Origin of the sequence: Enterococcus thailandicus (assembly GCF_001886265.1) — a bacterium.
Lineage (GTDB): Bacteria > Bacillota > Bacilli > Lactobacillales > Enterococcaceae > Enterococcus_B > Enterococcus_B thailandicus.
This window is the reverse complement of sequence record NZ_JXLE01000016.1, coordinates 22045-43280: the sequence shown is the minus strand read 5'-3', so window position 1 is coordinate 43280 and position 21236 is coordinate 22045. Positions and strand designations below refer to the sequence as shown.

Here is a 21236-nt window from a genome sequence, read left to right as displayed (position 1 = left end):
CGGCTGATGCCGATTTTTTTATTTGCTGATTATCAAACAGGGGGTTAGGACAAAACCAATATGTTTTGTCCTAACCCCCTGTTTGATTGTTTTCTTTGACTTATTAAACACACGTCTATAAATTTAAGCAAAATCAGCGCGCCAAACAAAAATGACTACGTATTGTTTCATACACTTTTTTTCTCGAATCTTATGTCACGAATTCTATGTTCAGTTATGTTTTTGTCTACTTCCTAACTAATTGTCCAGCTTGCAAAACAAATAGTTGGAAACTTAATTCTTTATCAATTTGCCCTGTTTTGATTTGGTAATCCAACTCCACCAATCGATCAAATAGTCGTATCAATAATCCTTCGTCAAAACGACGAACTTCTTGCATCGCTAACTTGACCCGGTAAGGATGGACCTTTAATGTTTCTGCAATATTTGCTTGCTGGTAGCCAATTTTAATTAAAAATTTTGTTTGTAGTAATAAGCGCAATTGTGCCAATAAAATGGCATTGATTTTGATTGTTTCTTCTCCTTGCAAGACTAAATCTTCATATAGTCGCAATGCCTGTTCTGTATTCCCAGTTAACACATATTGTGTCATATCGAAAAGATTATGCTCCAGCGTTTTAGGCACAAGCTGTTCCACTTCTTTGGTCGTGATTTTCTTTTGGTCTTGTGCAAAAAGCATTAATTTTTGAAGTTCTCGCATCAATTTTGATAAATCTAGATCCGTTAATCGTAAAAATAAATCGATTGCGTAACGATCCATCTCAATTTCTGAGTTATTTAGCGTGTTCATCAAATATTGACGGACTTCTTTTTCATTTAGTTGCTTAACATCAATTGTGATTGCTGTCTTTTTTAACTGCTTTGTTACTTTTTTTCGTTCATCTAGCTTCTCATACGGTGCAAAGAAAACCAACACGGTGGACTCTAATGGTGCTTTTAAATAATCGACTAATAAATCGGTATTTTGCTCAATCCCATTATTAACTTTCTCACCAGTTAAAAAATAAGGATTTTCTACGAATACTAATCGTTGCTCTCCAAAAAATGGAAGAGTTTCCGCCTCTGCGACTACTTCGTCCAAACTAGCATTTTCCATATCAAAACTCAAAAAGTTTAAGTCATCTTTACTATCAACTTGTATTTTTTTCAAAATTTCTTCTCGCACTTGATCTTGTAAAAATTTTTCAGTTCCTAAAACTAAGTAACAAGGTTGTAATTTTTCTTTGCGAATTTTTTGTAAGTCTGCTTGCACGCTCAAATTATTCACCACTTTCAAAACTTATCCTACCATTTCAAGAATTGAATTACCAGCCTTCCATCGTTTGAATTTCCTCTGCTACATCAAATGGTTTCCAAAGAAAACGAATCATTCCTTCCTCATCTGTTCTACGGTAGGCAATGTGTTGTTTCGTTAAACTAGTTAACACTTCTTGATGTGGGTGACCATATAAATTATTTGCTCCACAGGAAATAATTGCTAATTTTGCTTGAAGTTGTGACATCAATAAAGGGCTGGTTGAACTTCTGCTTCCATGGTGTCCTAACTTGACAATATCCGCTCTTAACAGAGGGTATCGCTTCGCTATTTTTTCCTCTGTTGTTTGGTCTAAATCTCCCAAAAATAAAAATTTTCGTTGGTTGACTTCTGCTAAAAGAACAACAGAGTCCTCATTTTCCCCCTTTCCTTGACTCAAAGGTGCCAATACGCGCAGTCCAAAATAACCAGTGATTTCTTGCCCCGCACCTATTTCTTGAACAATTGTCCCTTGTTTCTTTAGTTGATTCAGCTGGTTCTTGACCTCTTTCGTTTTCCCAGACCCTTTACCGATAAAAATAGTTTCAATGATAAAATGTTTTGCTAAATTAGCAAGTTCACCTACATGATCTGTATCATCATGGGTCAAAATCAATCGATGAATTGTTCTGATTCCTTGTCCTTTTAAAAACGGAACGAGATTATAATCAGAGTATGCTCGTTTTGGACGTTCTCTCCACTTTTCTTTATTAAAGGATAACTTACCACCTGTATCGATCAAAACGTTTTCTCGTCCATTAGGTGCCTTTAAAAGAATGCTATCTCCTTGGCCAACATCAATAAAAGTAACTGAGGTTGTCAAATCAAACTTTGTTCCATGACACAAAATGAACGGAACAAAAAAAGAAAGGATCATCCGTTTAAACAAATCATTTTTTCGAAAAGAAATAGTGTGAAGAGATAACAGATATACCATAGTTAACAAAAAGAGTAAACTATCTGGGCGCCCAACGATCAAATTGCCAAATGTCAGTTGCTTCGTCAATTGCTCCAAATAGCCTAGTCCTTCATTTAAAGCAAATAAAAGACTACTTGGTAGATAATTATGTAAAAAGAAAATACTAACTACAAGCGGCAACAATAAGTATTCAAATAACGGTAAAAAGAGTAGTGTCAAGAACATCCCAAAAATTGGCCATTGAAAAAAATGCCAAATGATTAATGGCATCATGACTATGCTAAAGATAGCCAACTTCATAAAATATTGAAATATGCCTTGCCTTCTTTCCGATAACGGCAAAATAATAAACAAAAAACTAAACCAAAGACTTAATTGACCTCCAGTTTGATAAAGTGTCAAAGGTTCCAGCAACAACAATAGCCACATAACAACTGCGAAACGATCCATTGCAGATAATCGTAACTTAAAACACTTCCCTACTAGACGAAGTAAAAACAAGAAGCTCGCACGTAAAATAGACACAGATCCCCCGGATAGTACAACATAACATAGTGTGATAATCAGCAAGAAACCAGTATTTTCTTGCACTGTCCCTCCCAGTCGTCTAAAAACATAATAGATCCAACCTAAGTAGACCTGGATATGTAGTCCCGACAAACTGAATAAATGAAGCAAGCCCGTTTCTTGGTACACTTCTTGGGAGTCAGTGAAAGTCGCATCTTTGTAACCAAATAGTAAAGCGTTGACATACACCCCTACTTTATCTGGTAAATGTTTTTTGACGTGCATGATTCCAGCAGCTCTTTTTCGTTGTAAAAAATTACGCCAAGTATGATGCTCTTGAATTTTTTTTACTTTTTGAATTGTAAATTTCCCCATTATTCGTTGGCTCTTAAAATAGGCGGTTTGGTCAAAATTATAAGGATTTCGCGCTCGTTCAGGCTCTTCGAACTCACCGCTTGCCCATAAAATAAAAGCTGTTCCTCGAAGATTTTTAATTTGAATCAGTTCCTCTTCAGACTGGACTCGATAACTCAACTGAATTTTTTGCTGTTTTTCATCTATCAGTGTTCCAATCAATGTAATAAAATCACCTGATTCACGCATTGTATCAGTGTTAATCATGAAGCTACTGGAAGTTGACACCTTTGGTTGAATCGCTGGTTTTTCTAAAAATAAACAAGATGAAAATACCAGAGCGCCACCAACTAAGCTTAAAAACAAAATCGAACGATCTTCTTTTAAACAAATCCAGAAAAAAAGGCTGGCAAAAATCAAACGATATTGCCAGCTTTCTGTATAATAACTTAAACTAATCAAGCCAGAAATCAACGCAGGAAAAATCAAGCGATTTTGGACAAGACAAAGTTTTAAACTAAACGTGTTCACCAGATAGCTCTCTTTGTAGTTTAGAGAAGTAGGCTGAATCTAGTGATACTTGATGGATTGATGCACCCATTTGATCAATCAACGAAAGTGCATAAGCATCATTTCGATAATCATGTAGATAATTGATTTTAGTAATACCAGCTTGTAATAATGCTTTCGTACAAGCCAAACATGGGAAATGGGTCACGTAAATCTCTGAACCTTCTGTGGGGATTCCTAGCTTTGCACATTGAAGTAAAGCATTCATCTCCGCATGAATTGTTCGCAGACAATGACCGTCGACAATGTAACATCCTTCATCAATACAGTGAACATCGCCACTTACAGCGCCGTTGTATCCACCAGCAATGATGCGTTTTTCTCTAACCAAAGTCGCTCCGACTTCTAATCGTGTACACGTACTACGTAAAGATAATAATACAGATTGGGCCATAAAATACTGGTCCCAAGGAATTCGATCATTGCTCATTTTCTTCACCTCTGTGAGTTAGTCTATTGTTATTGTAACTAAGTTTTTTAGTTTTTCAACCGTCTTTTCCCCGATTCCCGATATTTCCTGTAGTTCTTCTACTGATTTAAAGTGCCCATTCTCTTCACGATAGTTGATAATGTCTTGCGCCTTCTTTGCCCCGATCCCTGATAATTCTTGCAATTCCGAAATATCTGCCGTATTGATATTGATTTTTGACTCTGTGGCTGTTGATGTTTGACTCTGTGGCGGATGTGAACGAATCTCTCCGATTTTCGGAACATAAATCAATTGTTGGTCAACCAGCTTCGCAGCAAAATTAAGTTGACTCGCATCTGCGTCTTCGGTCAATCCACCAGCTTTAGTTAGCAAATCTTTTATACGTTGGCTTTGCGTCACAGAATAAACACCAGGATACTTAACACTTCCTTTGATATCCACATATATTTCTTCGACTGCGCTACTCCTCTGCTCTTTGGCTGTCGTCTCGGTCGTTAAAATTGTTTGGTCTATCGTTGCCGCTGGAAGTTTTTTCATTGTATTTATTTGAAAAAAATAGATCCCTCCACCCAGACAAAGTAATATTAATCCTAAAAAAAGACTGACCACAAGTTTAGGGAATTCGACAAATTTATGATAGATCTGGGCTAATTGTGCTTTCAACGATGCAACTACTTTTGCCAACATTTGGAAATCGCTCCTCTCCACTTTTTTGTTCCCATTTTGTTATTTGGTACTTCCCCATTCACAATTAATTACGTCGAAATGAGATTTTATTTTTTTATTTCGCAATTTTTTGACAATCTCATCGCTCTTAATGCATTTGTTTTTCAAAAAAATAAACGAAAAATCCGGAACAAGTTGTCCGAACTTTTCGTCTAGTGTTTAAATCAGCTCATCTTTTTTAGATAATCTAACGCATCTTGTACCGTTTTAACCGGAACGATTTTCATTTTACTGTCCAGTTTTTCGGCAGCAGCTTTTGCTTCTTCGTAATTTGATTTTAGTTCTGGGTATTTTTTCTTAATTGCAGGATCTAGCGTATCATCTGGTGCAAAGAAAATATCCATACCTGCTTGATTTGCACTTGCAACCTTTTTATCGATTCCGCCAATTCGACCAACTTCTCCCGAACTGTTAATCGTACCCGTTCCAGCAATCGCTTTTCCTTGTCGAAGATTACTTCCTGTTACTTGATCGTAAATTTCTAAGGTAAACATTAATCCTGCTGAAGGACCACCAATGGAACCAGCATTAATTTTTACGTTTGTATCAGATGAAATCTCTGTATGATCTGTCAAAGTAATCCCAATTCCTGGCTTTTTATCTGTAGATAACTTAATTAAGTCGCCAGTCGCTTCTTTTTCTTCTCCAGCATGTAAGAATGTCACTGTTACACTTTGCCCAACTTCTTGGCTTTTGATGTACTTCATAAATTCTTCAGAACTCTTAAATGTTTTGCCATCGACTTTTGTTACGGTATCTCCCACAGCCAGTTTGCCATAAAAATTTGAATTTTTTTCAACACTCATCACATACACGCCTTCGAACTTCATTGTGTACGATTGGTTTGCTAATTTAAGCGCTTGTTCGATAGCCGCATTTTGTGAAGATTCCATATAATACTTTTGCATCTGATTATATTCTTCACTCGTTGCTCCACCTGTCAATTCTTCTTTACTAATAATATCTTCAAAATCGGTGAACTTTGCTTTAACTGCTAATAAACCTGTTGCTTGACGAATACCTACAGAGGTCAAAGAAAACGAACCTGATGACTCATCTGCTTTTCCATCAACAGTAATCAGTTCTTTTAAATTGATTGTTGCCCCTGGTGCCTCAATATAAAATGGCAGTGGAACAATTACAAAGGCTGCCACCGCTAGCCCAATCAGTACGATAATAACACTTTTGATCCATGGTTTAAGCTTCATTTTGATCCTGCTTTCTAGCTAAAGCTTCATTGATTACTGGTGGTAAATAAATACTTACGTCACCATTAAAATAGAGTACTTCTTTTAACAAACTTGAACTAATATGGCTGTACTCAGGTTTTGCTAAAAGAAAAACTGTTTCTAATTCACTATTTAAGTGGTGATTCATTTGAGCAATACCTCGTTCATACTCAAAATCTTTCACATTTCTAATCCCACGAATCAACGCTTTAACACCTAATTCTTTTGCTGTTTCTACAGTTAGCTGATGCTCTTGGTGAATCACGCGAACATTTGGTAAATGTGCAACAGCTTTCGTAATAAGCACCACTCGTTCTTCTGCCGAAAACAAACTTTTCTTTGATGTGTTGACGAACACGCCAACGATGACTTCATCAAATAACTCTGCTCCTCGTTCAATTGTATCAAGATGCCCCATTGTTAAAGGATCAAAACTTCCAGGAAATAATGCACGTGTCATGCTTTCGCCTCATTTCGATAAATAGTTACAGCAGTAATCCCATAATTTTGCTGTCTGATTTGTGTCAAACTTTCAATCGTTTCAGGAAGCTCAACTGTTTTATCTGTTTCACACACAATAATCGCATCTGGTTTGAGCAAACGAAGTTCTAGCATTTTCTCAATTTGATCCACGATTTTTTGTTTTGCGTAGGGGGGATCTAAAAAAAGAAAATCAAATTGCTCCTTTTGGTTTGCTAATTGTTCGATTGCACGATCAGCATCTAATTTCAATGTAGTGAATTTTTCTGGTTCTTTGGTGATTGCAATATTTTCTTTGATGATTTTTAAAGCCTGATAATTTTTATCCACACAAACAGCGTGTGAACAGCCTCGTGAAATAGCTTCAATTGCTAATCCACCACTACCTGCAAACAAATCTAATACTCGCTCACCGTCAAAGTAAGGGCCAATCATGTTAAAAATCGATTCTTTGACTTTATCAGTTGTTGGTCTCGTATTTGCACCAGGCAAACTTTTTAATCGGCGTCCGCCGTATTCTCCGGAAATAACTCGCATATGCTCACTCCTTGTTTCTCGCTTTTACTAGTATACCAAAACCTGACAAAAAAAGGACTGCAAGTCACCAAACAATTTCTTAGTAACTTACAGTCCTCACTCTTTTTTATCTACGAAAGTATGACTTAAATATTTTCAGCTAAACGAATTTCTGTGCTTAGTTCTTCGATTTCAAAGCCATCATCTTTGATTGCATCTTTAGAACCAATTTTTTCTGCAAAATTCATTTCAATGTCAGGACGATAAGAAGGTTCTACTCGCCGAACAAAATGAAGCTTTTGGATTCTCTCTTGTGTTTGCTCAAATGTCTCTTCATTTAAGTAAAGAACAACATATTTCATTCTTCTTGAGACATAGTGGAGTAACCCAAATTTCTTTAGATTTTTTAATTGTTTTAAGCTATATACCCAAACGATTATTCCACGACGTTTCGTTATTTCAAAGTTAGTTTTATCAACTTGCATGACAGTTCCCTCCGCATCCAGCATGTTTACTTGTTTCAAAAAACGGACTACCTGCATTAATTTTGATTTCACTGGAAATCCCGCTTGCAAGTTGTTGCCCTATCTCATCCAAAATCCCTTGTAATTGTGTTTCATTTACCCGAAACTCTGACACTTCATCCGTTAAGTCTAGTTTTCTTTTTGCAGCTCTGACTGCACGTTGTTTTTCTCGAAAATCAGGGGCATACTTCCCATAATCGGCAATTTGCTCAAAGCTAGCTTTTTTCGTTAAAAAATCTTTTTTTAGCTCTTCAACTTCATCAGAGTGATTCATGACTCTTTTACTTATCAGATATGCACGAAATGTTTCACTTTCACGAATACGCTGAACCACTTGTTGACATTGATCTTCTAAGCAAAATAATTCTTCATTAATGATCACTGCTATCACTACTTTCTTCCTGCTCTTCTTGCAATAAGACTAACACATTTTCTTTTGAAAAGGCAATTGCTAATGTATCAGCCGATTCACTCATAAAACGCTCGTGTGTATACGGATCACTATACCACTGTAAAAAAGAAAAGGTTGGGTCAATCATCGGGTGCGTAAACAAGCCAGTTGTTTGCTTCAATTGATTTTTTTCAAGAATATCCGTCAACTCATCACCAGTCAGAGAGAAACGTTTCATTGTTTTAGAAGAAGTCACTGCTGCTTGCCATTCTCCTACTCGTTCTGGTGTTAAGTAATCTTCTGGTTTAGTCAAAAAGCTTGATAAAACATGTTTTGTTTTTTCTTCAAAAAGTAACATCTGTCGGTAAGCAGGTAAACTATCTTCTTCTCTCAGTTGATTAAGTAGTTCTGTTCCTTTTTGTTCTTTTACCCGATTGATTTTATCCCAGTCTGCTTCTTTATCTAGTTGATAGGTTGGCAGATTGTCACCAAAAACTTGATAAGGAAGCAATTTCAGCAAGCTTTCTTTATCCAAATATGTTACGGCAAATAGACCATTTGTTGTCTGATCAAAAAACATAATTGCAAAAGTATCGTTATCAAAAGCAATCAAGGGACGGTAGTTCATATCTTCTTCCATCAATTCGATTCCAATTTCTTCTTTTTGATAATCAAATGTGAAATTCGTATAAATCGTTGTAAAAGCTGTTAAATCTTGCATCGTCATGCCAAAAGAAAATGGTGCAATCTGATCATTCGCACTGTTTAGTACCTTAACGGCTTTCACCTTGTTCTCTTGAATATTTGCTTCTAAGAGAAGCTGTTTTTCGGCATCTTGGTAATATCTGATTTCAAATCCAAATCCACTGGCTAATCGATCATGCGCACTGCCAAAATCCGCTTCAAGCTTGCTAACGGGTTGGTCTATGTACGTGGAAAAACCAGTCGCTTGAAGCTCCTGATATTTCCACGTTGTCATTTGATTTTCTTCTATTTGCTGAGTTCGATCATTTTTGATTTCTGTCTTAGGTGGAAAGAAAACAGGTTCCATGTAAAATGCCACAACTACCAAAAAGAAGATGGCAGTAAACAATCCTACTCTTTTCACGTTTTTAATTCCACCCTTCATCAAATTTTATTGTTCGGTCACTTCGATTAACAAATCACCTGAATTGATGACTTCACCAGCACTCACGTAGACATGTTCGACTTTTCCGTCAAAACGTGCTTCGATCGTTGTTTCCATCTTCATTGCTTCTGTAATCAATAACGTATCACCTTTTTTGACTACGTCACCTTTTTTCACTAATACTTCTAAAACAGACCCAGACATCGTTGCCCCGATTTGTTCTTTATTTGTTGGTTCAGCACGACGTTTCGTTTGAACTGAGCTGATAATTGAATTGTCTTTAACGAGAATCTCACGACGTTGTCCATTCAAATTAAAGAATAATACTCGGTTTCCATCAATATCAGGTTCCCCAATTTCATCTAAACGAATAATCAAGATTTTCCCACGCTCGATTTGAACATTCACTGTTTCGCCCAAACGAATTCCTTGGAAGAATGTCGGTGTATCCAGTAACGTAACATCTCCAAATTGGTTATAGGACGTTTGGTAATCTAAAAAGACTTGTGGATACATCAAATAGCTTAACACTTCATCTTTGCGAGGAGTATAACCAATTTTTTCTGCCAATTCTGCTTTTACTTTTTCAAAATCAATTGGTTCAGCTAATAATCCTGGACGTTTCGTAAATGCTGGACGATCTTTCAAGATGATTGCTTGCAGTTTCTCTGGAAATCCACCAACAGGCTGACCAAGTTCTCCTTGGAAAAATGTTACGACTGACTCAGGGAAACTCAAGTTATCCCCATTTTCATAAATAGCTTCTTCTGTTAAATCATTTTGAACCATAAATAACGCCATATCTCCTACTACTTTAGAAGAAGGTGTCACCTTTACGATATCCCCAAACATCAGGTTAACTGTATGATACATTTTCTTGATTTCATCCCAACGATGGCCAAGACCAACAGCTTTTGCTTGTTGTTGGAGATTCGAATATTGTCCACCAGGCATTTCATGCATATACACTTCTGTTTCAGGAGCATTCAGGCCATTTTCAAAAGGCTTATAATACATTCTGACATCTTCCCAATAATGATTCAGTTTTTGGGCATGTTCAATATTGATTTCTGGTAAACGTGGACCGTTTACCAAAGCATAATACAAACTACTCATGCTTGGTTGACTCGTATTTCCACTCATTGCACTCATTGCCACATCGACGATATCAACACCTGCTTTTGAAGCAGCAGAGTAAGTAATGATCCCGTTGCCACTAGTATCATGTGTATGCAAATGAATTGGTAAGTCTGTTGTTGCTTTTAATTCACTAATCAAGCGATAAGCTGCTTGTGGTTTTAATAAACCTGCCATATCTTTGATTGCAATGATATGGGCACCTAATTGCTCTAGCTCTTTTGCCATATCTTTATAATACTGCACATTATATTTTGCACGACTTGGGTCATTGATGTCACCAGTATAACAAATTGCAGCTTCAGCCACTTTTCCTGCATCACGAACTGCTTGAATACTTTTTTCCATTTGTGGTGTCCAGTTCAAACTATCAAAAATTCGGAAAACATCAATTCCTTGTGCCGCTGCTTCTTGTACGAACTCAACTAGAACATTATCTGGGTAATTAGAATAACCAACAGCATTTGATCCTCTAAAGAGCATTTGTAGTAATGTATTAGGCATCAATGCACGGATTTTTCTAAGTCGTTGCCATGGGTCTTCATTTAGGAAACGATAAGCAACATCAAAGGTTGCGCCACCCCACATCTCACTTGAGAATAATTCAGGTAACGCCTCACCAGTTAAGCGAGCAATTTTCTTGAATTCTTGCGTTCTTACACGCGTAGCTAACAGACTTTGATGTGCATCTCTAAATGTCGTATCTGTTAACAGAAGGTTCTCTTGATTTGTAATCCAATCAACCAGACCATCTGCACCTTGATCATCTAAAACATTTTTTGCTGTCACATAGTCTTGACGAAGTTCCAATGAAGTTGGCATTCTTGGTTCATCATAAAATGGTTTTTCCATTTTTTCGATTCCCGGGAAGCCATTCACCGTGATTTCGCCAATATATTTCATTGTTTTATTTCCTCTGTCACGTAAACGTGGAAATTCAAATAATTGAGGTGTATTATCAATAAACGTCGTTTTGGCATGGCCAGACTGAAATTCCGGGTGAGTAATCACATTTAGCATAAATGGAATATTCGTTTTGACCCCACGGATTCTAAATTCTTTCAGACAACGTTCCATTTTTTGGATTGCTGTATCAAAATCCGCCGCATGCGTACACACTTTTACTAACAATGAATCGAAATAAGGTGTAACGACATAACCAGCATAGGCGTTACCCACATCCAAACGAACACCAAATCCACCTGGTGAACGATAAGTATCAATCTTCCCTGTGTCTGGCAAGAAGTGGTTCAATGGATCTTCCGTTGTAATTCGACACTGGATAGCTGAACCATTCAATTGAAGATCTTTTTGTTGTGGCAACCCAATCTCTTTATGGAGATCTTTTCCTTGGGCAATCAATAATTGGGTAGTTACAATATCTACGTCAGTGATCATTTCAGTGATCGTGTGTTCAACTTGGACACGTGGGTTGACTTCAATAAAGTAGAAGTTCTCCCCTTCCACTAAAAATTCAACAGTTCCTGCATTCACATAACCAACATGTTTCATTAACTGAACAGCTGCTTCACAAATTTTTTGGCGCTGTTCTTCACTTAAAGATACACATGGTGCAACTTCAACAACCTTTTGATGACGGCGTTGAACAGAGCAATCACGTTCAAAAAGATGAATCACATTTCCATGAGTATCACCTAAGATTTGGACTTCAATATGTTTGGGATTACCAATATATTTTTCTGCATAAACTTCATCACTACCAAAAGCAGCTTTTGCTTCACTTTTAGCACGTTCATACCCTTCACGAGCGCTCTTTTCGTCATAAGCAACACGCATCCCACGGCCGCCACCGCCAAGGGCAGCTTTGATCATGATTGGATAACCGTAAGTATCAGCAAATTGTAATGCCTCTTCGACAGTTGCGATTGGTCCATCTGTCCCAGGAATGGAAGCAATTCCAGCTTCAATTGCAGCAGTTTTTGCTTTAATCTTATCACCAAAAATATCTAAATGGTGAAGTTTAGGTCCCACAAAAATAATGCCCTCTTCCTCACAACGACGAGCAAAGCTTAAATTTTCTGATAACAATCCATAACCAGGATGAATGGCATCCGCACCGCATTCTTTCGCAATTTCAATGATTCCTTCAATATCAAGATACGCATCAATTGGTTTTTTCCCTTTACCAACCAAATAAGCTTCATCCGCTTTAAAGCGATGGACAGAATATTCATCTTCTTGTGCGTAGATCCCAACAGTTTTAATTCCTAATTCTGTACAAGCACGAAATACTCGCACGGCAATCTCTCCACGGTTAGCAACTAAAACCTTTTTCATCGAACCACTCCTACATCTTTTTTAGTATAATCCTAAACTTTTCCGTTTTTCATCTGCACTAATATTAAGTACAAATCCGACACACACCGAGAGCATCAGTAAACTTGATCCTCCCTGACTTAAAAAGGGAAAGGTAATCCCAGTTAAAGGAATAACGCCAGTAATCCCACCCAAGTTGATAAACACTTGGATCAAAAACATTCCGCCAATTCCTATACATAACAATGAATTAAATGGATCACTTGAGCGAATTCCAACTAAAATAATGCGAGCAATCATGAAAAATAGCAAAGCTAAAATCAAGACTGCCATTATCAACCCAAGTTCTTCTACAACGATAGCGAAAATAAAGTCTGTTTGTGCCTCTTGCAGAAATCCTTTTTTCTGAATACTATTACCTAAACCGCGGCCAAACAAACCACCGTTGAAAATTGCATAATAACCATTGACCATTTGATGTCCTTTATCCAGCTCATCAGCAAATGGATTTTGAAAAATCGAAAAGCGGCTATAAATGTACTGCAAACGCGCAGGTAAAATTTTCCCATGCGTAACATTCATCAGCCAAATAACAAAAATACTTAAGCCAACTCCACCAATTCCGACAATCCAAGTGTAGTAGTAGTTTACACCACTTGCTAAAAGCATAACTAAAACGATCAAGAAGATTACTGTTGCGTTCCCAAAATCGGGTAAGATAGCCACGATAACTGTCAATCCGAGAACCAATGCTAAGGGTCGTTTAATCGAACCCACAAAATCTTTCTGCACACCATTTTGACGAGTTGCCAACGTCAATGACAAATACCAGATGGCAATGATTTTTAAATACTCAGCTGGTTGAATGGAAAAACCTGCAATTGTTAGCCAACCTTTGGCTCCGTTTACTTCTTTCCCAAAAAATAGCACGATTATCAACAAGAGTCCCAAGACAACAAAAGCAATCATAATGAGTCGCTGATTTTTCAAAACATCTGTCTTCATCTTGTATAAAAGTGCGATTGCCACTAAGCTCAATACCCAAAAGACACTTTGATTGATCACCGATGACATGGGATTTTGACCATTTTCTAATAATAAATATGAAGTAGAACTATAGACCATAATCAAGCCTAGTGCACACAAAATCAAATAGGGAATTAAAATCGTATAGTCCATTAAATGCCGTTTTTTTACTTTTTTAGGCAAGTTTATTCCTCCTTGCCACTTTCATTTTTTTCATAGTTTTCCTGATAAACATCATTATATAACTGATTCAATTCACGCTCTAGTTCACTCAAAATTAGCTGTCCTTCGTCTTTTTCAATGATTCCCACACGAATAGCAAAGCTAACTTGTTGAGAAAAACCATACATTTGCGTATCAACAACTTCTTCAAATGCTTTGCACTGTGAAATACACAAACTGTTTTTTTGATTGCGAATCAATCGTTTGATCCGATTTGCATCTTCCTTTAATACATGAACGGCGAATTCTTTGGTTAGAGAATCCATCTATGTCTACCCCCTATTCTAATTTATTCATTATAACATACTTGATTTTTTAACGAACAGTAAAATCAAGGGATTCCTCGCTTTTTTTATCCATTTTTTCTTACATAGACACAAATTTTTTTCAGGTTACAAACTTTTCTACAAAATAAAAAATCACTTTTGTAAAACAAGTAGTTATTTGTTATTTTTTTAAGTTGTTTCATTCAAAATTTTTAAAAATGCCTCGCCATATTTATCTAATTTACTTTGTCCTACACCTTTGATTTGTAACATTTCTAGTCGATTTGTTGGACGTACCTGACTCAATTCTTTCAATGTTGAATCAGAGAAAACCACATAAGGTGGCACACCTGCATCAGCAGCCAAGTCAGTTCGCAACTCACAAAGCTGTTCAAACAAAGTATCATCTTCTGCCAATTGCCGAACTTTCTTCGCTTCTTTTCGATAAACCTTCTGTTCATTTTTCAACACTCGGATTCCTTTATCAGTCACCTTAAGTACTGGAAACTCACCCGTCACAGATAACAGATAACCGCTTGAAATCAAATACTCAATGAGTTGTAAAATATCTTTTTGAGATTGCTTCTTCAATAGCCCGTAGGTCGATAATTGTTGAAATCCTAACGTTTTTACTTTCTGTTCTTTAGAACCCGCCAAAACTTTCATCAAAAGCTGTTTTCCGTAAGCTTCACCCATTCTTTTAAGGCATGACAAGACCATTTGCGCTTCAGTTGTTACTTCAATCAGCTCGCGATCGTCTAAACAGTTTCCGCATCGATTGCAAGGTAGACTCTTTTCACCAAAGTAATTTAAGATATATTGCTGCAAACAAGACTCAATATACGCATATTCAGTCATTGCTTTTAATTTTTCATATTCTTTTTGCTTTTGTCCTTCGTCACGCTGTGATTGTTGGATAAAAAACTTTTGAACTTGAATGTCTTGAGCAGCAAACAATAAAATTGCTTCACTTGGTAATCCATCTCGACCAGCCCGACCTGCTTCTTGATAGTAAGCTTCTAAGGATCCAGGAATTTGATAATGGATGACAAAGCGAACGTTACTTTTGTTGATTCCCATACCAAATGCGTTGGTTGCTACAATCAGCTGAACACGATCAAACAAAAATGCTTCTTGCATTTCGGTCCGCTCACGTTCATTTAGTCCACCATGATAGCGTCCAACTGAAAACCCAAACTTTTGCAGCAAATGATACACACGATCAACTTCTTTTCGGGTCGCCGCGTAAATAATTCCAGATTGATTTTTGTTGATTTTTAAATATTCAATTAAGTATTGTTCCTTTTTTTGATCTTTGATTACTTGAAAGGTCAAATTTTCCCGAGCAAAACCAGTTTGAATATGATTACTATCAGGGATTTTTAAAAGTCTTTTGATATCTGCAGCAACTTGAATGGTTGCCGTCGCTGTCAACGCTACAATTACTGGTCGACTTGGTAATTGAGTTAAAACTTCAGCCATTTGCAAATAGCTTGGACGAAAGTCATGTCCCCACTGTGAAATACAGTGTGCTTCATCGATTGCAATCAATTCAACTTTCCAATAGCTCATTGCCTGCTGAAAATCAGGCATAATAAAACGTTCTGGTGCAACATAAAGTAATTTACACTGATCGTGATTCAATAACTGAAATCTTTCGGCTGTTTCTTTTCCTGTTAGCGAACTGTTGATAAATGTAGCAGGGATGCCTAGTTGGTTGGCAGCGTCGACTTGATCTTTCATCAAGGAAATTAAGGGTGACACAACAATTGTTAGTCCATCCATCATAATTGCCGGGAGTTGATAACAGATTGATTTCCCACTACCAGTCGGCATGATTCCTAATACATCCTGTTGTTCAAAAATTTTTTGAATGATTTCTTGCTGTCCAGGACGAAATTGTTCATAGCCAAAATATTTTTTTAATACTTCATACATGTTGTGACTCCTTTCTTTTTTAGTTTACTTCGAGAGTTGGAGCAATACAAGTACTCGTTTTGTTCGTGAAACAAACATAAAATATGAAACATTTTCACTGGTTTTTTAAAACTTTAAGAAAACTTTTAAAAGTTCTTATTTGTTTTTACGAGATTTTTCTTCCTTTTCTTTCTCACTTCTCCACAGGTAAAAAAAGACCAGCTCATTTTGAACGAGCTGGTCTTAAGATTATTCATTCATCAATGAATTATTTTTTCTTTTTAGATGCTTTTTCACGAGCATTTTTGTTTAAGATATGTTTTCTCAAACGAATTGATTCTGGAGTTACTTCACAGTACTCATCATCATTCAAGAATTCAAGAGATTCTTCAAGTGTTAATTGCTTAGGTTTTTTGATTACAGAAGTTTGATCCTTGTTAGCAGAACGAACATTAGTCATTTGTTTTGCTTTTGTAATGTTAACTGTTAAGTCATTATCACGGCTGTTTTCACCAATGATCATACCTTCATAAACATCTGTACCTGGTTCTACAAAGACTGTTCCACGTTCTTCAATACTCATGATTGAGTAAGTAGTTGCTTTACCAGTATCAATAGAAACTAATGCACCTTGGTGACGTCCACCAATTTGACCAGCTAACATTGGTAAATATTGGTCGAATGTGTGGTTCATGATACCATAACCACGAGTCATTGAAAGGAACTCTGTTGAGTAACCAATCAAGCCACGCGCCGGTGTTAAGAAAGTCAAACGAATTTGGCCATTTCCAGTATGAACCATATCTTGCATTTCACCTTTACGCAAGCTTAGTGATTCAATCACACTACCCATGTATTCTTCTGGTGTGTCGATTTGTACACGTTCAAAAGGTTCGCATTTTACACCATCAATTTCTTTTTCAATAACTTCTGGACGTGAAACTTGTAATTCATAACCTTCACGACGCATTGTTTCGATCAAAATTGATAAATGTAGTTCCCCACGGCCTGAAACAGTCCAAGCATCAGGTGAATTTGTTGGTTCAACACGTAAAGACACGTCAGTTTGTAATTCAGCCATTAGACGTTCTTCGATTTTTCTAGCTGTTACATATTTACCTTCGCGACCTGCGAATGGTGAATTATTAACTAAGAAAGTCATTTGTAAAGTTGGTTCATCAATGTGTAGGATTGGTAAAGCATCTTGATGATCGACTGGTGTAACAGTTTCTCCAACGAAGATATCTTCCATACCAGACACAGCAATCAAATCTCCAGCTTTTGCTTCTTCGATTTCTAAACGTTTCAAACCAAAGAAACCAAATAATTTTGTTACACGGAATTTTTTAACTGTTCCATCAAGTTTCATCAAAGCAACTTGATCGCCCACTTTGATTGTTCCGCGGAACACACGACCAATACCGATACGTCCAACGTAATCATTGTAATCAAGCAATGAAACTTGGAATTGTAAAGGTTCGTCACTGTTATCAACTGGCGCAGGAATTTTTTCAATAATTGTATCAAAAATTGGTGCCATTGTTGCTTCTTGATCTGCAGGATCATCAGATAAGCTTGAAGTTCCGTTCAATGCAGAAGCATAAATAACTGGGAAATCTAATTGGTCGTCATCTGCTCCTAATTCGATGAAAAGTTCAAGAACTTCATCAACAACGTGTTCAGGGCGAGCAGACGGTTTGTCAATTTTATTAACAACAACGATAGGTGTAATGTGTTGTTCTAAAGCTTTTTTCAAAACAAAACGTGTTTGAGGCATTGTACCTTCATAAGCATCAACAACTAAAACTACGCCATCAACCATTTTCATGATACGTTCAACTTCACCACCGAAGTCCGCATGTCCAGGTGTATCCATGATGTTTACGCGAATACCTTTATAATCAACAGCTGTATTCTTAGCTAAGATTGTGATTCCACGTTCTTTTTCTAATGCATTTGAGTCCATCGCACGTTCTTGTAATTGTGTATGTGCGTCTAATGTATCTGATTGTTTCAATAACTCATCAACTAATGTTGTTTTTCCGTGATCGACGTGGGCAATAATTGCTACGTTACGGATATCGTTTCTATAATTCAATGTAACTAACTCCTTCTTTTATCAGTTTATTTCTGACAGGGCAATTTACTCGACTGCTTATTATAGCAAACTTTTTTCATGAAATATAGTGAAATGTTTTCATTTTTTCGCGAAACTTAATAAACTATCAACTTTTTTTCATTTTCATCTCGAAAAATTCCGTTTCACAGCTTTTTTAAGTTTCATTTGTACCTGCCTACTCAGATTTCTAAGAATGAGTGGATTTGCTGGAACGCTTTCGGAGTTGCTGCTACAAATAATTCACGCCCATGAAATGCTAACTGCTCACCATTCATATTACTATAGAAGAAACCGAATTCTGTTAACAAAACACAACCAGCCGCATAATCCCATGGACTCAAGTTTGACAAATAGCCAATATGATTTCCTTTTAGCATTGCAATCATTTCCAAGCCGGCACACCCAGTGATTCTGACCCCCATACTTTTTTCACCAATTGTTCGGATATTAAACTTATTATGCGCAAATAAATAGCCATTCATTCCTAACAATCCAGCCTCTAACGTTTTGTTCACAGGTTGTGAAAGCTGCAAATCATTTTGATAGACGCCTATTCCACGTCCGCCCCAGTAAAGTTCTTCTTGCATCACATCATAAATAAACCCTAACTGTCCTACGCCGTTTTCATACATAGCCAGCATGATACAAAAATTTTCGCCTTCCATCACAAAATTGAGCGTTCCGTCGATGGGGTCAATAATAAATACTCGTCCAGTTAAGTCAGTTAACTCATTATAACCATCTTCTTCCGCTAGAATTCTTGCATCTGGATCGAATGCAGCAATCTTCTGAACTAAGAATTGTTGAACTGTTCGATCCATATTTGTGACTAAGTCTTTTCGATTTGTTTTTTCAAAGATAGTTAGTTGTTGCCTTTCACTTGCTTTGATTTGTTCTCCCGCTTCAAGCAGCCAACTTTTGATTTCGTGAATTATTGGTTCCATCTGGTTCACCCATTCATTTTCAAAGTTTTTTTCTGATTTTTTTTCGCCATTTGAACTGTTCGATACAGCGAATAGCCTGAAACTTTTTCAAATTCTCGACCTAAACGCTTTTCTTCTCCAATAGATTTCACCACTGTTTTAAACTGCTGATACGCAGCTAAAAATTTTTCATTATTAATGCCGGCTTCGTTTGCTTTTTCTAACGCTTCCCACATATTCATTACGGTCACCATTTCATCCGTTGTCCAATCTAAATCAATTGGATATTGGTAATCTTGCATGCATTCATTCCTCCATTTTCCTACTCCACCTTAGTTTATCACAGCTAAGACATTTGCAACAGAATCTCACAAGCTTTAAACTTTTCCCAGCAAACTTATAAGTAAGAGTCTAATTTTTAAAAACACAAAAAAAGTTTATGAAATAAACGGCTCCGCGTAATCTCATAAACTTTTTAACATTCGTATACTTGTTTACAGACTTAATGCAACTAAATCCACTAAAACATGTGTACACCAAGATCCCCAAATACTTCTTCCAGTAATAATATAGACATAATTAAAAATTAATCGTGCGGCACCTTGCAACAACAATACATGGATTACTGTTGAAATGATGGATCCGTCCCAATACACAAATACATGCATCAACCCAAAAACTAGTGCACTTATTAAATTACTAATCGTTAGGGAAAAGCCTTTATTATGTGCAACTTCCAGAACACCAATTCCTAATAATTCCTCCCCCATTAACATAAAAGGTAACTTAAAGATCAAAAGCATCAGATTACCTGTTGCTGGATTACTGGTCCAGTCAAATCCAATACTTTTTGTTAGCGCACTTATGACCCCGCCAAAAATCAAGTAAAAAAGTGCCGCACAAGGAATCACCCAAAATTTTCTTGGAAAAGTAAAAATCTCTTTGCTAGCAGGACCAAATACAACGACCCACGCAAGAATACTCGTAAAAAACAATGCCCACCAAGTCCATTCAAATAGTGATAATAAACCGAACCCCATAATCAAAAGTGCGCTACCAATTATTAATTGCTGCCATTTAATTTTCACGTTAACTAAGTAATCCATCTTAGTTCCTCCTATTCTTCTCATCCTTTCCACAACTACATTGTACTGATGAACAATATTTAGCCATTGCTAGCTATGGAATGGCATAATTATACTGCCAAAAAAAAGTTCAAGCTGAAAAGTACCTTATTTACTACCTAGATGCTAAAATCCATGTTAGGGAGGTAGCAATCATGAAAAATTATGGTGAAACAATTCGTACGATTCGCTTAAAAAAAAATATGCCTCAAAAAGTACTCTACCAAGATATTTTATCGAAATCATATGCCATTCGATTGGAACAAGGAAAACACGATATCTCTTTTTATTTATTGCTCAAAATTTTGGCACGCTTTCCAATGGAGATTGATGAGTTTCTCTATATTCATCAGAATTATCAAGAATCTGAAACAGAGTGGTTCTACGAAGAATTTAGCAAACGCGGCAACCAAACAGATAGCACAGCTTTATTCTCTTTAAAGGAACATTATTTAAAGACATATACAGAGCATTCAGCCGATCATCCTTGGAAACTCCAATTAGATGCTCGCTTAGATCAGTTAGTTTATTATCAAGAAACCAATAAACTAACAAAAGACAGCGTCAGCTTACAAACAACAACAAAAATAAAACAAACGTTAAGTAGTATCCAATCTTGGACAATCGAAGATTTTCGATTTTTTGCTAACACCTTGGATTTACTTGACTCAACTGATCGTGTACTTTATTTTCAGTCCATATTACCAGCAATGGATCGCTACAAAAATTTTGAAAAAGCACGGAATGTGATTTGTGTGCTCTTAGTTAACGCGATTCATGAGTTAATTGAAGATTTCCATATAGAAGGCATTCCAGCCTTGCTAACTACTTTATATGATTTTTCAGATAAAGCGCACCAGATGTTTTTTCGAAATTATTATCATTTTTATTTAGGACTTTGGCAGATTCTTACCAACCACCCAAACGGCGAAAAAAAAGCGCGAGCTGCAATCGAACTTTTGAAGCAAATGGACTATCACTACCACACAGAAATCTTAACCCTCACATTGACTCGAACACTACGTCAAAAAGAAACCAACTCTACAGATTAATTATAGCAAAAAAATTTTCTTTATCTGTGCAACGCTTAAAGCTGTCGTTACCTAAAAAAAAGAAGCATCTGGAACATTATCTGTTGTCCCAAATGCTTCTTTTG

General features: G+C 36.6%; 19 protein-coding genes. 1 reads left to right on the top strand and 18 read right to left on the bottom strand.

Annotated elements, in window-relative coordinates; translation table 11 throughout:
* Positions 1-226: 226 nt before the first annotated feature.
* The 18 genes from holA to RV17_RS10635 form a co-directional block, all read right to left on the bottom strand.
* The gene (gene holA / locus RV17_RS10720) at positions 227-1270 is read right to left on the bottom strand and encodes a DNA polymerase III subunit delta (RefSeq protein ID WP_067481287.1); all 1044 of its coding nucleotides are present in this window, start codon (positions 1268-1270) and stop codon (positions 227-229) included.
* A 34-nt stretch (positions 1271-1304) separates the two neighbouring features.
* Entirely contained in the window at positions 1305-3605 is a 2301-nt protein-coding gene (locus RV17_RS10715) for a DNA internalization-related competence protein ComEC/Rec2 (protein ID WP_071869208.1), read from the bottom strand.
* Positions 3592-4074, bottom strand: coding sequence for a ComE operon protein 2 (locus tag RV17_RS10710; protein WP_067481282.1), 483 nt, complete (start codon positions 4072-4074; stop codon positions 3592-3594). Before RV17_RS10710 ends, RV17_RS10715 begins: the two co-directional genes overlap by 14 nt.
* Before the next feature lie 18 nt (positions 4075-4092).
* Entirely contained in the window at positions 4093-4761 is a 669-nt protein-coding gene (locus RV17_RS10705) for a helix-hairpin-helix domain-containing protein (RefSeq protein ID WP_071869207.1), read from the bottom strand.
* Between the two features lie 203 nt (positions 4762-4964).
* Positions 4965-6008 (bottom strand): SepM family pheromone-processing serine protease, encoded by a 1044-nt coding sequence (locus tag RV17_RS10700; RefSeq protein ID WP_067481278.1) that lies wholly within the window; start codon positions 6006-6008, stop codon positions 4965-4967.
* Positions 5998-6489, bottom strand: coding sequence for a pantetheine-phosphate adenylyltransferase (gene coaD / locus RV17_RS10695; protein WP_067481276.1), 492 nt, complete (start codon positions 6487-6489; stop codon positions 5998-6000). The genes RV17_RS10700 and coaD overlap by 11 nt, the downstream gene beginning before the upstream one ends.
* Positions 6486-7046, bottom strand: coding sequence for a 16S rRNA (guanine(966)-N(2))-methyltransferase RsmD (gene rsmD, locus RV17_RS10690; RefSeq protein WP_067481274.1), 561 nt, complete (start codon positions 7044-7046; stop codon positions 6486-6488). The genes coaD and rsmD overlap by 4 nt, the downstream gene beginning before the upstream one ends.
* A 125-nt stretch (positions 7047-7171) precedes the next feature.
* The gene (locus tag RV17_RS10685) at positions 7172-7510 is read right to left on the bottom strand and encodes a YlbG family protein (protein WP_067481272.1); all 339 of its coding nucleotides are present in this window, start codon (positions 7508-7510) and stop codon (positions 7172-7174) included.
* Positions 7500-7931 carry a YlbF/YmcA family competence regulator gene (locus RV17_RS10680; RefSeq protein ID WP_067481350.1) on the bottom strand — a complete coding sequence of 144 codons (432 nt, stop codon included), beginning with the start codon at positions 7929-7931 and terminating at the stop codon, positions 7500-7502. The genes RV17_RS10685 and RV17_RS10680 overlap by 11 nt, the downstream gene beginning before the upstream one ends.
* Entirely contained in the window at positions 7921-9048 is a 1128-nt protein-coding gene (locus tag RV17_RS10675) for a CAP-associated domain-containing protein (protein WP_071869216.1), read from the bottom strand. The genes RV17_RS10680 and RV17_RS10675 overlap by 11 nt, the downstream gene beginning before the upstream one ends.
* Positions 9049-9075: 27 nt before the next feature.
* Entirely contained in the window at positions 9076-12504 is a 3429-nt protein-coding gene (locus RV17_RS10670; RefSeq protein ID WP_071869206.1) for a pyruvate carboxylase, read from the bottom strand.
* Positions 12505-12525: 21 nt separating this feature from the next.
* The gene (locus RV17_RS10665; RefSeq protein WP_071869205.1) at positions 12526-13692 is read right to left on the bottom strand and encodes an FtsW/RodA/SpoVE family cell cycle protein; all 1167 of its coding nucleotides are present in this window, start codon (positions 13690-13692) and stop codon (positions 12526-12528) included.
* Positions 13693-13694: 2 nt separating this feature from the next.
* Positions 13695-13997 (bottom strand): Fpa/YlaN family protein, encoded by a 303-nt coding sequence (locus RV17_RS10660; protein WP_071869204.1) that lies wholly within the window; start codon positions 13995-13997, stop codon positions 13695-13697.
* 189 nt (positions 13998-14186) lie between these two features.
* Complete coding sequence (gene recQ, locus RV17_RS10655; protein ID WP_071869203.1) at positions 14187-15935, bottom strand: DNA helicase RecQ; 1749 nt, start codon at positions 15933-15935, stop codon at positions 14187-14189.
* Between the two features lie 247 nt (positions 15936-16182).
* Entirely contained in the window at positions 16183-18012 is a 1830-nt protein-coding gene (gene typA / locus RV17_RS10650) for a translational GTPase TypA (RefSeq protein WP_067481262.1), read from the bottom strand.
* A gap of 200 nt (positions 18013-18212) precedes the next feature.
* Entirely contained in the window at positions 18213-18977 is a 765-nt protein-coding gene (locus RV17_RS10645) for an inositol monophosphatase family protein (RefSeq protein WP_067481260.1), read from the bottom strand.
* A gap of 5 nt (positions 18978-18982) precedes the next feature.
* Entirely contained in the window at positions 18983-19258 is a 276-nt protein-coding gene (locus RV17_RS10640) for a UPF0223 family protein (protein WP_067481258.1), read from the bottom strand.
* A gap of 192 nt (positions 19259-19450) precedes the next feature.
* Positions 19451-20062 (bottom strand): CPBP family glutamic-type intramembrane protease, encoded by a 612-nt coding sequence (locus RV17_RS10635; protein WP_067481256.1) that lies wholly within the window; start codon positions 20060-20062, stop codon positions 19451-19453.
* 173 nt (positions 20063-20235) lie between these two features.
* Here RV17_RS10635 and RV17_RS10630 point away from each other — a divergent pair, with 173 nt between their 5' ends.
* Positions 20236-21132 (top strand): helix-turn-helix domain-containing protein, encoded by an 897-nt coding sequence (locus tag RV17_RS10630; RefSeq protein WP_067481254.1) that lies wholly within the window; start codon positions 20236-20238, stop codon positions 21130-21132.
* The last annotated feature ends 104 nt before the right edge of the window (positions 21133-21236 follow it).

What these genes read in the sequence shown, in the direction of transcription:
- RV17_RS10670 (WP_071869206.1), bottom strand. Translation starts at nt 12,504, where the DNA reads ATGAAAAAGGTTTTAGTTGCTAACCGTGGAGAGATTGCCGTGCGAGTA.
- recQ (WP_071869203.1), bottom strand. Translation starts at nt 15,935, where the DNA reads ATGTATGAAGTATTAAAAAAATATTTTGGCTATGAACAATTTCGTCCT.
- RV17_RS10685 (WP_067481272.1), bottom strand. Translation starts at nt 7,510, where the DNA reads ATGCAAGTTGATAAAACTAACTTTGAAATAACGAAACGTCGTGGAATA.
- RV17_RS10640 (WP_067481258.1), bottom strand. Translation starts at nt 19,258, where the DNA reads ATGCAAGATTACCAATATCCAATTGATTTAGATTGGACAACGGATGAA.
- RV17_RS10660 (WP_071869204.1), bottom strand. Translation starts at nt 13,997, where the DNA reads ATGGATTCTCTAACCAAAGAATTCGCCGTTCATGTATTAAAGGAAGAT.
- RV17_RS10630 (WP_067481254.1), top strand. Translation starts at nt 20,236, where the DNA reads ATGAAAAATTATGGTGAAACAATTCGTACGATTCGCTTAAAAAAAAAT.
- RV17_RS10710 (WP_067481282.1), bottom strand. Translation starts at nt 4,074, where the DNA reads ATGAGCAATGATCGAATTCCTTGGGACCAGTATTTTATGGCCCAATCT.
- RV17_RS10700 (WP_067481278.1), bottom strand. Translation starts at nt 6,008, where the DNA reads ATGAAGCTTAAACCATGGATCAAAAGTGTTATTATCGTACTGATTGGG.
- rsmD (WP_067481274.1), bottom strand. Translation starts at nt 7,046, where the DNA reads ATGCGAGTTATTTCCGGAGAATACGGCGGACGCCGATTAAAAAGTTTG.
- RV17_RS10635 (WP_067481256.1), bottom strand. Translation starts at nt 20,062, where the DNA reads ATGGATTACTTAGTTAACGTGAAAATTAAATGGCAGCAATTAATAATT.
- coaD (WP_067481276.1), bottom strand. Translation starts at nt 6,489, where the DNA reads ATGACACGTGCATTATTTCCTGGAAGTTTTGATCCTTTAACAATGGGG.
- RV17_RS10705 (WP_071869207.1), bottom strand. Translation starts at nt 4,761, where the DNA reads ATGTTGGCAAAAGTAGTTGCATCGTTGAAAGCACAATTAGCCCAGATC.
- RV17_RS10645 (WP_067481260.1), bottom strand. Translation starts at nt 18,977, where the DNA reads ATGGAACCAATAATTCACGAAATCAAAAGTTGGCTGCTTGAAGCGGGA.